The sequence below is a fragment of the Bacillus paramycoides genome, from assembly GCF_038971285.1.
Classification (GTDB): Bacteria; Bacillota; Bacilli; order Bacillales; family Bacillaceae_G; genus Bacillus_A.
In genome coordinates this window covers 801,170-816,102 of sequence record NZ_CP152427.1, presented here as the reverse complement: position 1 = coordinate 816,102, position 14,933 = coordinate 801,170, and the positions used below count along the sequence as shown (strand labels likewise).

14 protein-coding genes are annotated in these 14,933 nt (G+C 35.1%); 5 read left to right on the top strand and 9 right to left on the bottom strand.

Going from position 1 to position 14,933, the window contains the following annotated elements:
* Positions 1-180 precede the first annotated feature (180 nt).
* A complete protein-coding gene (gene brnQ2, locus AAG068_RS04205) occupies positions 181-1,497 on the top strand; it encodes a branched-chain amino acid transport system II carrier protein BrnQ2 (RefSeq protein WP_342718273.1) in 1,317 nt (438 codons plus the stop codon).
* A gap of 38 nt (positions 1,498-1,535) precedes the next feature.
* On the opposite strand, the gene AAG068_RS04200 is transcribed toward brnQ2, so the two are convergent.
* The 3 genes from AAG068_RS04200 to AAG068_RS04190 form a co-directional block, all read right to left on the bottom strand.
* Complete coding sequence (locus AAG068_RS04200; RefSeq protein ID WP_342718272.1) at positions 1,536-2,540, bottom strand: ABC transporter permease; 1,005 nt, start codon at positions 2,538-2,540, stop codon at positions 1,536-1,538.
* A 1-nt stretch (position 2,541) separates the two neighbouring features.
* Positions 2,542-3,408 carry an ABC transporter permease subunit gene (locus AAG068_RS04195; protein ID WP_342718271.1) on the bottom strand — a complete coding sequence of 289 codons (867 nt, stop codon included), beginning with the start codon at positions 3,406-3,408 and terminating at the stop codon, positions 2,542-2,544.
* A gap of 89 nt (positions 3,409-3,497) precedes the next feature.
* Entirely contained in the window at positions 3,498-4,232 is a 735-nt protein-coding gene (locus AAG068_RS04190; RefSeq protein WP_342718270.1) for a TIGR02206 family membrane protein, read from the bottom strand.
* A gap of 211 nt (positions 4,233-4,443) precedes the next feature.
* On the opposite strand from AAG068_RS04190, the gene AAG068_RS04185 reads away from it, so the two are divergent.
* The 4 genes from AAG068_RS04185 to entC all read left to right on the top strand — a co-directional run bounded on the left by AAG068_RS04185 (position 4,444) and on the right by entC (position 9,287).
* Positions 4,444-5,547, top strand: a complete 1,104-nt coding sequence (locus AAG068_RS04185) for an efflux RND transporter periplasmic adaptor subunit (protein ID WP_342718269.1) — start codon at positions 4,444-4,446, stop codon at positions 5,545-5,547.
* Positions 5,544-6,218: an ABC transporter ATP-binding protein gene (locus tag AAG068_RS04180; RefSeq protein ID WP_000609103.1), complete on the top strand. Its 675-nt coding sequence runs from the start codon at positions 5,544-5,546 to the stop codon at positions 6,216-6,218. Before AAG068_RS04185 ends, AAG068_RS04180 begins: the two co-directional genes overlap by 4 nt.
* A 26-nt stretch (positions 6,219-6,244) precedes the next feature.
* Positions 6,245-7,399 (top strand): ABC transporter permease, encoded by a 1,155-nt coding sequence (locus AAG068_RS04175; protein WP_428845995.1) that lies wholly within the window; start codon positions 6,245-6,247, stop codon positions 7,397-7,399.
* A 496-nt stretch (positions 7,400-7,895) separates the two neighbouring features.
* Positions 7,896-9,287, top strand: coding sequence for a cell wall-binding protein EntC (gene entC, locus AAG068_RS04170; RefSeq protein ID WP_342719706.1), 1,392 nt, complete (start codon positions 7,896-7,898; stop codon positions 9,285-9,287).
* A gap of 174 nt (positions 9,288-9,461) precedes the next feature.
* Here entC and AAG068_RS04165 read toward each other — a convergent pair whose 3' ends face one another.
* The 6 genes from AAG068_RS04165 to AAG068_RS04140 form a co-directional block, all read right to left on the bottom strand.
* Positions 9,462-10,547: a DUF871 domain-containing protein gene (locus AAG068_RS04165; RefSeq protein ID WP_342718267.1), complete on the bottom strand. Its 1,086-nt coding sequence runs from the start codon at positions 10,545-10,547 to the stop codon at positions 9,462-9,464.
* Positions 10,537-10,815, bottom strand: a complete 279-nt coding sequence (locus AAG068_RS04160; protein WP_342718266.1) for a hypothetical protein — start codon at positions 10,813-10,815, stop codon at positions 10,537-10,539. Before AAG068_RS04160 ends, AAG068_RS04165 begins: the two co-directional genes overlap by 11 nt.
* Positions 10,791-12,101, bottom strand: coding sequence for a PTS sugar transporter subunit IIC (locus AAG068_RS04155; RefSeq protein ID WP_001013061.1), 1,311 nt, complete (start codon positions 12,099-12,101; stop codon positions 10,791-10,793). Before AAG068_RS04155 ends, AAG068_RS04160 begins: the two co-directional genes overlap by 25 nt.
* An 82-nt stretch (positions 12,102-12,183) precedes the next feature.
* Positions 12,184-12,489: a PTS sugar transporter subunit IIB gene (locus AAG068_RS04150; RefSeq protein ID WP_000275651.1), complete on the bottom strand. Its 306-nt coding sequence runs from the start codon at positions 12,487-12,489 to the stop codon at positions 12,184-12,186.
* A gap of 1 nt (position 12,490) precedes the next feature.
* Positions 12,491-12,811 (bottom strand): PTS lactose/cellobiose transporter subunit IIA, encoded by a 321-nt coding sequence (locus AAG068_RS04145; protein WP_342718265.1) that lies wholly within the window; start codon positions 12,809-12,811, stop codon positions 12,491-12,493.
* A 111-nt stretch (positions 12,812-12,922) separates the two neighbouring features.
* On the bottom strand, positions 12,923-14,863 hold the full coding sequence (locus AAG068_RS04140) for a BglG family transcription antiterminator (protein WP_342718264.1): 1,941 nt from the start codon (positions 14,861-14,863) through the stop codon (positions 12,923-12,925).
* Between the last annotated feature and the right edge of the window lie 70 nt (positions 14,864-14,933).

The window sequence follows — 14,933 nt, the reverse complement described above, 5'->3', positions numbered from 1 at the left end:
AAATTAAATCCTTCTTATTAAACATACAAATAGTATATTTATTCGATTTAATGCATTATTTTTTAATTTTTTCAAAATTCCCTATTGCTTTCTAGTCATCAGACCTTTAAAATAGTAACAGTTACTCGACAAATTATTTGAATTTTCGACAAAAATACTCATTAGGAGGATTTTCTTTATATGCGTACAACTTTAAAGCCAGCGCAAATACTTTCGATTAGTTTATTACTATTCGCAGTTTTCTTCGGTGCTGGTAATATGATTTTCCCGCCCCTTCTCGGTCTTTCTTCCGGAGAAAATATGTGGGTCTCCATTACAGGATTTATTATTACAGACGTCGGTTTATCTTTACTAGCTATCGTCGCTGTTGCCCTTGCCGGTGGTAGTTTTAACACTTTAGCAAGCCGTGTTCATCCAAAATTTGCAGCAATATTCGCTATCATTATTTATCTTTCAATCGGCCCACTATTTGTTATTCCACGAACTGGATCTGTATCTTACGAAATTGGGATTGCACCGCTTTTCCCAGACGAATGGTACTCTATGTTAATCTTTAGTGCAATTTTCTTTACAGTCGTCTACTTCTTATCATTAAATCCATCAAAATTAGTAGATCATATCGGAAAAATATTAACGCCAATTTTACTTGGAATTATTGCAATTATGGCAACAAAAGCGATTCTTTCACCAGGAACGTTTGCAGAACCTGTTGGTGACTATAAAGAAATCCCATTTTTCAAAGGATTTCTTGAAGGATTTTTAACGTTAGATGCAATTGGAGCACTTGTATTATCAACGATTGTTGTAAATGCGATTCGCCAAAACGGTATACAAGAGAAGAAATCAATTGCGAAATATACAATTATTTGCGGTAGCATTGCAGCTCTATTTTTAACAATTGTTTATTTCTTACTCGGTTATATCGGTGCTTCAAACGGCAACTTAGGTCAATTCGAGAACGGTGGTCAACTATTAGCTACTGTTATGTACCAATTCTTTGGGACAAGTGGTAATGTTTTATTAAGTATCGCAATCATCTTCGCTTGTTTAACGACAGCAATCGGCGTTGTAAGTGCATTCGCCAACTATTTTGCAACAGTATTAACAAACGTTTCTTACAAAAAGCTCGTACTATACGTTTGTATTTTTAGCTTCGTGGTTTCAAACTTAGGTTTAAGTTTATTAATCAAAATTACATTACCTGTATTAATTATTTTGTATCCAATTACAATCATTTTAATTTTCGTATCATTTATTGATAAATATACGAAACGTAAACCTTCTGTCTACATTGGAGCAATGATCGCAGCATTCATTATTAGCTGTATTCATGCACTTGATAATGTGGAATTGATACCAAGTTTTATCGCTAATATCGTACACACTATTCCTTTTTATAACTTAGGAATTGGCTGGATTATACCAGCAATCATCGGTGGTATAATCGGTTACTATATTCCGCAAACAGAAGCTGAAGGCGAAGTTTCTACAAAATAAAGAAAAGAAGCAAGCATGAAATACATGCTTGCTTCTTTTCACATCGTATGTTTAAAAGTAAATAACTCTTCTTTTGACTGCACAGCAGATTGTTCCTCTTCTACAACGACCTTCTTTATCTCTCCTCCTAGCCTGACTTTCATCATCGCCTCTTCTATACTTTTTACAATCATATTTCCTGAAAAAATAGTAAGTCCAAAAAATGTAATGGGAACGAGCGGAATCCACGGATTCACTGTTAACGATCTAAAATAGACTCCAATTAAACCTGACCATTCATGTGTGTATGATTCTATTTCTTCTATCGGTCCTAAAAACTTAACCGTTCCGCCAAAGAATATTTCCAGTAATCCTAAGTGCAGTAAAATAGTAAGAGTTTGCGTAAACTGTTGAAAAAATACAAGTATAAACGTCATATAAAGATGCGGAAAAATATGTTTTATAACAATATGTCTCCTCGATCCACCTAATATGTACGCAGCTTCAATAAATTCTTCGGTTCTTAATTTACGTACTTCCTTCGCGACATACAGTGCAATAACTGGCATCACAAGCATTACAAGTAATAAAACTTGAAACGAAGCCCTTTCAAAAAAGGTTGTTGTTTCCTCTCCGCTCCCAAATGTATTTGCAAAATGAAGAAAAAAGTACGCAATCATAACTGTCGGAATAACTGTAAAACTATCAAAAAAAGCCTCGATTTTTGAAAAGCCTCTTTTTACATATGTTCCGAGTACGACACCGAAAAACACACCTATTACCATTCTAAGTGCCGCAATTAAAATAGATATACCAATCGTCCACTTTGCACCTTCAATGACTAATTGTAAAAGATCGTATCCTTTCCGGTCTGTCCCAAGTAAAAATTGGAATGAAGGTGAAAACGGTGGCACTTGTGGATTTTCATCCGCATCATATTGCAATGTAACTTGTCTAATATGTCCATCATTCCATATCGTATTTCCGATGCTCAAAAGAACTAATATGAGAAGAAACCCAATGCTTATCCAAAATCTTTTATCGCGTTTTATATACGTCCACATATTATAGCCTCTCCTTCATCGCACCTGGAATGAGGTAATGAAACAATTTAAACAAAATAAAAATCGGAATATAAATAAGTAGCACACTAACGATGAAAACCTCAATCCTAATACCTTCGTACGATTTCAAAAACATAAAAATACCACCCGTATTAAAAATCCATTCTATAATATATAGATTAGATAACATAAAAAAGATATTCGTTTTCGCGAAGAAAAGTGTACTAAGCAACACATTTCGTAAAACATGACGGTTTAAAATATGAAAACGATCCAGCCCTTTCGCCTTAGCAAAAAGTACATAATCTTTTTCTAACTCATTTTCAAAACGAAGCACTAACATTTTTACAAACAGAATCGTAGTCGGTATACTCAAACAAAATATTGGTAATCCTCTAATTGATTCGCCTCCAATTGACGCAATTTGAAAAGGTAAAAAACCTGTTTGTTTAAAAAACCATACAACTAAAATTTGTGATACTAAAATAAGAAGAATGTCTGGAATGGATTCTAGGAGGATAAGAAATGATTTAATGCGATGTTGTATACGCGGTGAACTACTCATAATGACATAAACAATACAAAATGCTACAAATAATGAAATGAAAAAAGCAGCCAAAAAAATTACAATTGTTTCTTTATAATGGACGAACAACTGCGGAAATAAAAATTTACCTCTCACATATTGCAAATTGGAAATATCCATTAAATTCACAAACACTTCTTTTAAACTTTGTATGTACTGTGATGCACGCAACTCAAATCCATAAAATAACTTCGGCAATGCCCCTAAACAAATAATACCTAAAATCGAAATAATAAATTGAACTGTCACTTCCATCCCATTCAGAAAAACTTTTTTGACCACGTTTTCCCTTCTCTCTTTATATAATTTACCCTCTAATTTTATTCTTAATTTTCTGAATTGTAAATATTCACACATAAAAAATCACTAGGTTATGACCCTAGTGATTCTTTATGCGCATGCCCTTCTCTTTTCGCAAATGGCATATATAAAATAAAACATCCGATAAGCGCAGCTATTTCTAATGAAATAATATAGTAAGGATGCGGCCCTAACATATCGAGTAATGAAGCTGTTTCTGGCTTACGAGCTAAAAACATATAATTACCACCTGTTTTGTAGTTCACAAACGAAACAATGGGAATCAATATGTTTAAAAATATCATTGTGCGTTTAATAGATTGTAATGTAGGACGATACCCTTCTACCCAGGTCATAAAGAGTGGTGCCCAAATGAGTAATATATGCGCGATAAAATATTCAATGAAACGAAAATGCGGAAAAGCATATTGCAAGTTCGGCGTTAACATAGCTTGTGATGCACCAATAATTCCCGTAAAAAATACGATCTCATATATGCGGTAACTTTTCGTTACAATCATAATCGATGCTAACAATAAACTAATCGTACATAACTCAAATGGTAATGAAGTGCCCAGTTCAAAAATCCCCGCTCTCCATTCCCACATATGAAGTCCAATCTCACTCCCAATAAATAAAAATGCAATCGCATATCGAACCGTTATATTCCACTCATTTTGACGCAATAAATCTTGATATTGATATAGAAAAAATATCCCCACCAACATAATAAATAATATAAGGACGTGTTGCCTTGAGTATGGAATAAATGGTTTTAATGGATGCGCACTAAAATAAGCTTCCATCTTGCCTCCTCCTCTCTTTCATACAATATTATTGTAAGAAAAAAACGACGAGTCAATTCATTTGCTTACACTAGGACAAGCTCTACCTTACATTTATATATACGTACCTTACAAAACTGTAAGGTTATTGTAAGCTAAAACGATTTGTCAGATTCTTTACCTCTTCTATACTGAATGTAGATACTAAAACGAACGAAAAGGTGATAAATAGATGAAGAAGAAAAATAAAGTGTTAATTACTAGTGTAGTAGCAATCGGTATTGCAGCTGGATCATATTTTGCATTTGCTGGCGGCGGCTCAGAAGTGGCAATGGCATATAGCGGATATAAAGTAACAGAAAAACAAATTGAAAACGCACAAAAATTTGGCGGTGAAGTCATTCCAAACGGAATCGAAACAATTTCATTTGATCCAACAAAAGGTACGTATGAATTAGCTGTAAAAAAAGGTGATGAAGTGAAAAAAGGTCAGCTCCTTTTTAAATATAATGACCCTACTGCGAAACAAGGTGTAACAGAAGCAGAAATGCAAAAGAAAATCGCACAAAAAGAAGTAACATTGTTCCAAAAGCAAATTGATGCAGCGAAACAAAAATTACAAAAAGATAAAAATGCAGGCCTTCCTGCTGAAGCATTAAAAGCATCAGAAATTGAAGTACAGCAATTAGAATCACAACTTGAAATGAAGAAGTTTGAAGTTGAAAAAGCTGATGAGATGATTAAAGCAGCAAAAGAGAAATTAAACACACTTTCTGTAACGAGCCCTACTGATGGCGTAATTGATGACATCGTAAAAACTGCTGATGAAAAAACAGGTATGAGCGGCATTACACTTCGTCACGCTGGTCCATTTAAAGTAAAAGGTCAACTTTCTGAATATGAGCTTGCTAGTATGAAAGTTGGGCAAGAAGTAACTGTTTCCTCAAAAACGGTCGCTGGTAAGACTTGGACAGGAAAAGTAACAGAAATCGGTTCTACACCATTAAAGAGCATGGATGAAAACAAAACAGTTTCTAACTATCAATTCACTGTCACATTAGATAATAGTGAAGAATTACAAAACGGCTTCCACGTATACGTAACAAGTAAATCTGGCGAAGCAACTGGGACAATTGTTCCGAAAAGCAGCATCGTGAAAAAAGGTGACAAAAATGTTGTCTTCATTGTAAAAGACGGTAAAGCGAAAGAACAAGCAGTTACTGTTGAATTCGAGACTGATAGCGAAGCAAAAGTTTCTGGAGTGAAAAAAGGAGAACAAATTATCTCTAAACCTGAAAAAGACTTAAAAGATGGTATGGAGGTTGTCGTTGAATGATTAACTTAAAAGGCATCACGAAATCTTTTCAAAATGGTGCAGAATCCGTTCAAATATTGCACGGCATTGACGTAACACTGAACCAGGGAGAATTTACTTCTATTATGGGACCATCTGGTTCTGGTAAATCAACATTAATGAACATTATCGGTTGCTTAGATAAACCAACGACAGGTACGTACGAACTAGCTGGTCAAAACATTTCAAACATGTCTGAAACAGAACTTGCACGCGTTCGTAATAAAGAGATTGGATTCGTATTCCAAAACTTCATGTTATTACCGAGACTTACAGCACTTCAAAATGTAGAGCTCCCTCTTATTTACGCTGGAGTTGATAAAAAAGAAAGACGTGAGCGCTCATTAGCCGCTTTAACAAAAGTAGGTTTAGCTGATCGTGCTACTCATCTGCCAAACGAATTATCAGGTGGACAAAAACAGCGTGTCGCAGTTGCACGTGCAATCGTAAATAATCCAAAGTTCATTTTAGCCGATGAACCGACGGGGGCACTTGATACGAAAACGAGTACACAAATTATGGACCTCTTTTACGAATTAAACAAACAAGGCTCAACAATCATTATGATTACCCACGATCGTGAAATTGGGGAAGCTGCAGCACGTCAAATTGTAATTCGTGACGGAAATATCGTCCAAGATTGGAGAGGTTAATTTTGAACACGAGTGAAAATATACGCATGGCCCTTTCCTCTATCTTTGCCCATAAAATGCGTTCCATCTTAACGATGCTAGGAATTATCATCGGTATTAGTGCCATTATTACTATCATTTCAATGGGTGATGGTACGAATGCAAAGTTTAAGGAAGAACTAGGCCAAGGAAAAGATAATGAAATAACCATTTACTACAACAATCCTGACTATGGAACAGATAATGCCAAAATCACACCCGATATGCTAAACCGTCTGCAAACTGTACCAGGCGTTAAAGATGTGTATCCAGACGTAAGTATGAAAGTAAAAGCATCTGCCGGTTCAAAAGATGTAAATCTTGATTTAAAAGGTGGAACAGGCGCCTTTATGACAGATTCGAAAATAAAATTAGTTCACGGTCGTGAATTAAATGACAGTGAATTAAACCAAGCAATCCCTGCTGTTATATTAAATGAAGAAGCTTTCAACAAATTATTTAGTAATGGTTGGGAATCAAATCAATATACAGATATAAAAGGAAAGCCGTATAAAATAGTCGGTGTATACGAAACGAAAAATGACTTTGGAATGCCTATGCCTGAAGGTTATACATCACTTGAAAACGCGCCTGTCATTTCAGGAGTAAATGAATACGACTCTGTAAGATTAACAATGACCTCTCCAACAGAACGTAAAAGTGTAGAAAAACAAGCCGTTTCTGTTTTAAACGAAATGAAAGTTCCTAAATTTGAGCACAAATTCGAAGCACAAGACTTAGGTGAATTTACGAAGCAATTAGACGAATCTATCGGTATGATGAAAATGGTATTCGGTGGTATTGCCGCTATCTCCTTACTTGTTGGTGGTATCGGTGTAATGAACATCATGCTTGTATCTGTAACAGAACGTACACGTGAAATTGGTATTCGTAAAGCACTTGGTGCAACGCGTGGTAAAGTATTAACACAATTCTTAATTGAATCTTGTATTTTAACAGGACTAGGTGGTTTCATCGGATTCATGCTCGGTATCTTCTTCGCTTGGATCGTCTCCATCTTTGCCGGATGGCCACTCGTTGTCTCAAAAGAACTTGGACTTCTTGCAGTAGGTATCTCTATGTTGATTGGTATTATATTCGGTCTACTACCAGCTAACAAAGCTGCCAAACTGGATCCAATTGAATGTTTACGATATGAATAAACAAAAACGTAGGAATTTACACTCCTACGTTTTTTATTTATCGTGCTTTAATGGGCAGTAAGCCCCCCACTGATTAAAGTTTCACTTTATCTATTAAATCGTGTTTCTTCTATTATATATGTTTCACGTTTTACATACCTTTAACTATTTCAAAGTACTAAAGCTACTATAGAATCCTATTATTGCAAAAATAATATGTGAAAGACTAAAATCAAGGCGTAATTTTTTCCATACCTCGACTTATTTTGTAACAATTGTAGCGATATTTCATTAAATTTCACCCCATTTCTATTTCTCCACAACTAAAATAGTTATTTTTACATAACTACTTTCCTGTTTCAATAGAAAAAAACATCGTTTTTGTAATTATTAAGAAATAATTACGTAACACTAAAGAAACAATATTAACCTATTAGAAATTGAAATACTCCCCTTTTTATGTATTAGATGCTCTAACCTCCCCTATAAACTAAAAGAAAGCGCTTTTAGGATATTACTGGAATTATTACAGAATATTAATGACCCGTTACGAAACCTTTGTAATTTTATGTTTTTCGCAAATAAGAAAATAATGGTTGCTATAATGAGGTCAACGAAAACAAATGCAATGGAGGCTATTATGAAAAAATTTATGGGTATAGCAACAGCAGCGGTTTTTGGTCTTGGGATTTTCACAACATCTGCTAAAGCAGAAACAATCGTAACGACTGATGTACTAAATGTACGAGAAAACCCAACTACTGAATCAAAAGTTGTAGGAAAATTATTAGATGGCTATAAAGTTAACGTTTTACATACAGAAAACGGATGGTCAAAAGTGAAATTAAACAGCGGTAAAGAAGCTTTCATTAGCGCTGACTATACAAAAGACACTTACTACGTAACAGCAAACGTATTAAACGTACGTGCTGGTGCAAACACAGACTCAGAAATTCTTGGTAAATTAAAACAAGATGATGTAATTGAAACAACACACCAAGTTGAAAATGATTGGATCCAATTTGAATATAACGGAAAAACAGCTTATGTTCATGTTCCTTATTTAACAGGTAAAGCTCCAGTTAAAGTTCAACCAGCAGTTAAAGTTGAAAAAGCAACGAAAGTTCAAAATACAGCTAAAGCAGTGGAAGCAACTAAAGCTCGTGAAGTAGCTGAAACGCAAGCTAAAGCTAAGGCGGAGGAAGCAACTAAAGCTCGTGAAGTAGCTGAAGCTCAAGCAGCAGCTAAAGCCGAGGAGGCAGCTAAAGCTCGTGAAGCAGCTAAAGCTCAAGCAGAAGCTAAGGCTCAGGCAGCAGCTGAAGCTCAAGCAGAAGCTAAGGCTCAAGAAGCAGCTAAAGCTCGTGAAGCAGCTAAAGCTCAAGAGGCAGCTGAAGCTCAAGCAGCGGCTAAAGCTCAAGAGGCAGCTAAAGCTCGTGAAGCAGCTAAAGCTCGTGAAGCAGCTAAGGCTCAAGAAGCGGCTGAAGCTCGTGAAGCAGCTAAAGCTCAAGAAGCAGCTGAAGCTCGTGAAGCAGCTAAAGCTCAAAAACCTGCTACACAACAACCTGTTGCAAAAGAAACTGAAACAAGTGCACCATCATCTTCTCGTGAACTACGTGTTGTAGCAACAGCTTACACAGCAGATCCACTTGAAAATGGTTATAAAGCAGGCGACCAAGTAAAATCAGCTTTAGGTCACAACTTAACAGCTAATCCAAATATGAAACTTATTGCAGTTGACCCAAGTGTCATTCCATTAGGTTCAAAAGTATGGGTTGAAGGTTACGGAGTAGCAATCGCTGGTGATACTGGTGGAGCTATTAAAGGAAATAAAATCGACGTTTTAATGCCTGATAAAGGTACATCAAGTAACTGGGGACGTAAAACAGTTACAGTTAAAGTATTAAACTAATTACCATAGAAAAAAGAGTCAGTCTCATTGTCGAGGCTGACTCTTTTTTTATGATTCTCACATTCTATCTTTCTCTCCCGTCCAAATTAAATCTATCTCTTTGCATTCTATATACGATAGATTACTATTTCAACAGAAAAAAGAGGATGCCATAGCATCCTCTCCTGCCCTTCCCTATTCCACGCAAGTAAACTGCGTCCAAGCTCCTACATAATCTAGTAAGAATAACTCTTCTTCTGCAATTGTACCGACAATATTTTTACGTTCATCTATCGGCATTTCTTTTAGAATGATTTGTAGTTCACCTTTATACTTACCAAACGAGTTGTTACCAATTACAACTTGGCCTCTTTCCTGTAGTACACTTTCGCGCACTGGGAAGTCATAGTCTTTGTATTTTTTACGTACTTCTGTAGAACGTACCATATATTCTGTTATGTCACCGCGTCTTACATGTAATTCTTGCAGCGTGGCTCTCTTTTCTACTTCAGTCGCTTCATCTACAAAGTGTACCTTTAGCTGTAACATGTAACGATTTAAGTTTCCTAGTTTCTCTAACTCTTCTTCACTCGCATAAGCATTTCCGATAATAACGTCATCAATAAGCCCTGTCGCCCATAAATGTTTCGCTTGTACTTCAATTGGTAAGTTACGATGCTCTTCTAACGTACATAGTCCGTCATTAATATCCCATGGACCGATGTTAGCTGCATGTGACGTAATAAACGCTGCCGTGCGAATACCGTGTTTTTTAAAACGTTCACTACAGCGAATGAAATAATCATACGGAAGACCAGTAAATTTTTGCGGATAAAAGTTATGACAACCAATTAAAGCTGATTTATTCGCCTGATGCGAAAGAATATTTTCTAAGTATGCAATATCATTACTTACGTTCAGTTCAATTTTTAAGCCGTACGGGTTATTTGTCATTTTCGCTTCTGTTAATCCGTCAAAACCTAAATCTAAACGAATACCATCTGCACCTAACTCTGCAAAGAATGACAGATCACTATAGCCAATACCAAGTTGATCAAATACCGCCGGAGCTACATCTAAAATAACTTCCATATTATGATCTTTTGCATGATTAATAATTTCTTTAAATTCAGCTACAATTTCTTCTTTCGGACGATTTACAGATAATAGACATGTGAATATTCTTGAAAAACCGTGGCGTGCCGCTGCCGAAATGTATGCCATATCTTGTTCTTTCGTTGAATGCTCTGGATAAAGTGAAATTCCTAATTTACGCTCCATGCTTTTGCATCTCCTTCACACGTTGTATTAATGCCATGCTCGTAAATCTATATTTTGCAGATAAACATGTTGCACATAAAATCGTTGGTACAATAATTACGTATGGTGATTGTAATCCTAACATTACATAAGCACCCATTGAACAACCGATAAATAAAATTGATACGAGTAGTAAAACTAATAAAGATTTAATTTGTACCCATTTTGAATAATGCGCAATACATTGCCCCGCTACGAATGTAATTAAGATGATAATTGCTCCGAGCATTTTTCTTTCTCCTCTCCTGCTACTTGTTGTTTCTCATACATTTTGAAGAACGGATAGTAAATAACGAATGAGATAACAAAGTTAACAAGTACAAGTACACCAGCCATAATTGTCCAGTCCGTACTAATAACCGCTGCAATTGGTGCTAACATCGTAAATGGCAATTTCGCCATCATCAGTGGAATCATCCCTGAAACAACTGCGAAATATGATACTGTCGTTGTCACTAACGGTGTAATAACGAATGGAATAATTAAGATTGGGTTCATTACAATTGGTGCCCCGAAAATAATCGGTTCGTTAATATTGAATAAGCCTGGCACAAATGATAATCTACCTAACTCTTTTAGGAACTTAGATTTAGAGAACATAAACATAATAACTAAAGCTAACGTTGAGCCTGATCCACCGATCCATACGAACCATTGAATAAATTGCTCTGTAAATAAGTTTGGTAATTGATGTGCATTTCCTGTAGCTGTGAATACTTCCATATTTTCAAGAATTGCTGAATCCCACATCGGACGAATGATTGGTCCTAAAATCGCAGGGCCATGTATACCGAATGACCAGAAGAACACGATTAAGAATACTGTTAATAAACCGCCGAATAAATTATTTCCTACTAATACTGATTTTAGTGGTGCGATTAAATATGTGATTGTTGTATTTACATCAAATTTTAAACCGTAACGAATACCCCAGAATAAAAGAATAACGACTAAAGTTGGAATTAATGCTGCAAACGAATTTGAAACTGCTGGTGGTACACTATCTGGTAATTTAATCGAGATATTATGCTTAATCATAAAATGATAAATTTCTACTGCAATTAAGGCTGTAACAATTGCTCCGAATAAAGATGTTGCACTTAATGTTCCTACTGAAATATATCTACCTGCATCAATAACACCTGGTACAGCTTTCGTAATTTGAATTGGTTCAACTGATGCTAGTAAAAAGGCGAGTACAGATAACAACCCTGCACTTAACTGATTGAGCTGATAAAAGTTGGCGAGTGAAGCTCCTACCCCAAATGCTGCGTATAGCGCCATTAAACCTACTGTAAATCGGAATGGAATATCTAAAATATGACGAAACGGTGCAATCCACTCCATATATGCATCAATTGGTAAATTTAAAAAGATAACGAAAAATGATCCGACAATCGTTAACGGCAATGTAGAAATAACTCCGTTTCGAATTGCTAATAAATGTCGTTGTCCTGCAATCTTTTGCGTTGTTGGCATAATCTTTTGTTCCATAAAACTCATAAAACCATTCATCAATACCCCTCCTCTTTTTCCTTACTATGAAAGAATGAAATAAAGTTATAACATTATAATGTTTATATTTAAAAAAATATAATTATGCTAAAACTAATTGTTCTGCTTGTTTCAATACTTTCAAACCGTCACACATGCCATAATCTCGTTGCTCTATAATTGCAACCGGTATATCGTATGACTTCGCAAGAAACTGTACCGCTGGAAACAAATACTTCACCTGTGGTCCGATTAAAACAACATCAGCATTTTTTATCTCCAGTTTCACAAGTTCTGAATCAACTGCTTTAATTTTATAATTCTTCCCTTGTTTCATTGCCTCTTCTTGCATTTTTCTTACAACCATACTCGTTGACATGCCTGCTGCGCAACATAATAAAATGTACATTTTATACTGTCACTTTCTCTTCTATTCGTTTATGAAGAGTGATAAATTCTTCAGCAAGTTCTTTCACTGTAATTGCATTCATTAAATGATCTTGTGCATGCACTAACAGTAAACTGATTTCTGCATGATTTCCTCTTGCTTCTTCTTGAATTAAGTCTGTTTGAATACGATGAGCTGCTGAAATTTCTTCACTAGCAAGTGTCATCTTTTTACTCGCATTCTCAAAATCTCCTTGTCTTGCAAAAGCAATTGCTTCAAGTGACGCGCTTCTCGCGTTGCCACCATGTAAAATTAACGCAAATGGAGTTTGCATATCAGTCATTTTAAATTCCCCCAAGCTATCTTTTTTCTATATGGTTATCTTATTATGAAAACGCATACAATTAAACATAAAAAACTTCCGTTGTGTAACGGAAGTTTTTATATACTTCTCTTATAACGATAATAATATCTCTTGAAAATCTTCAACCACTTCAGCCTGAGCTAATTTCTCTATCGTATTTTGATTAGACATCATATCATATAAAAAATCATAAAGCTTTTGTAAATCTTCATTATTATTGCGCTTTACACTAAATAAAATAATAACTTGTACTTTCTTATCTCCCCAGTCAACCGCTTTATTAAGTGTACAAAACATCAAAAATGTTTTCTCACTTAATAACTGCATCGGATGTGGAATCGCAACTAAATTCCCGACCGCTGTAGGAGATGTACTCTCTCTTTCCATAACAGATTCATAAAAGTTTTCTGGTACATAGTTTTTCTCAGCAGCTTTCTCACATAAAAATCGAATAACCTCTTCCTTCGTAGAAGCGCTATGATTTAAGAAAATCAAATCTTCCTTCATATATTGCTGCACACTAGTATTCACATTCGTAAATAACTGCTGACCGATTGACTTAATCTCTTTATCATCAAATATTGAGTTTACTTTTATAACAGGTACAGGCAAACCACTTGGTATATGAATCGTACTAATAATACAATCTATCTTTTCTTTATAAAGATCTTCTACTTTCAATTGATAATAGCCTGTAATCCCTACAATCTCTAATTTATCTCGGAACTGTGATAGAATTTTATATTTCAATAGCTGGGCGCTTCCTTGACCAGTCGCACAAACTAATAAACATCTTTTCTTTTGATTCTGTTCTTGTAAACGACTCATCGCTCCGCCAAAGTGAATCGCAATATAACCAATTTCACTTTCCGGAATCGATTCTCCCGTATATTCACCAATTATATCTCCAACGAGAACCGCAATTTCAAAAGCATACGGATAATTCTTTTTCACTTCTGCCAATAGAGGATTTCTCGTATTTAACTTATACTTCAAACGGTTTAATAATGTTTTTAAATGAACACCAAATCCAAATAATAATTCTTCATCATAATAAAAAATAAGATTCCGTTCTTCCGCTACTTTAAAGAGAATATGTTGCATAAATGCATATAGATCTTTCCCTAATAATTCTTCCACATTTTCATAACGATCTTTCGCTGTAACAGCAGTACTTAATAAATGCATCGTTACATATAAAACTTCTTCTTCGGGAAATGAAAGATGCAACGCTTTCTCTAAATCCCCTAAAATCTCTTTCGCAATTGTATATTCTTTCTTTATGATAAGTTCAGCTTGCTCTACATTTAGTCCTTTCATATAATGTTGATCTTCACAACGCTTTAATGCAATTGCAATATGAATGACTAAATTATCAATTTCTATATCAGATAAATATATCGTTCCTCCTTCAATATACTTTAATATAATTGAACGAATGAGTGATATATGAGGTAGCGATAAATATGTCTCCGTCTGCTCAAATTGCTCATGAAATGGAGTATGGTCATAACGTGGTAAACCATATTGTGATAAACAAGAACGAATTTGAAACTCCTCTCCCACAATACGTATACCATAATACGGTCTCTTTTCAATTTGTAATTTATAGCGACCACATATATCTGTAACATCTTTCATAATTAAATTTACAGTCGATTTACTTACATAAATCTCCTCTGCTAACTGTGAAAGCTTCACATACCCATCTGTCGTTAAAATACGTTGCAGAATGTACGCTATCCTTTCTTCATAAGAAGTTGGGATCTTTTCCGTCTGTTTTTGAAATAGATTCACGCAAAATTCTTCAAACTTCTTCGTTTGTATAATTTCTAGTTCGTATCCAGTCCCTCTTTGCGATTCAATTTTCGCTCCGTTTTCTTCCAATATATCATTCAATAACTTTATATCTTTTTGAATCGTCTTCGTTGATACATGTAAACGGCTCGCTAAAAAAGCTCGATTTAACATCGATTTCTCTTCTAAAAACTCCTCTAAAATAGAAACTAATCGCTGATGCACTTTTGTCATAGCTCTTCCTCTCGCACTTAGATAAAAAGGAAAAAACTGCTGAGGTCAGTAGTTTTTTCCTTTTTCATTT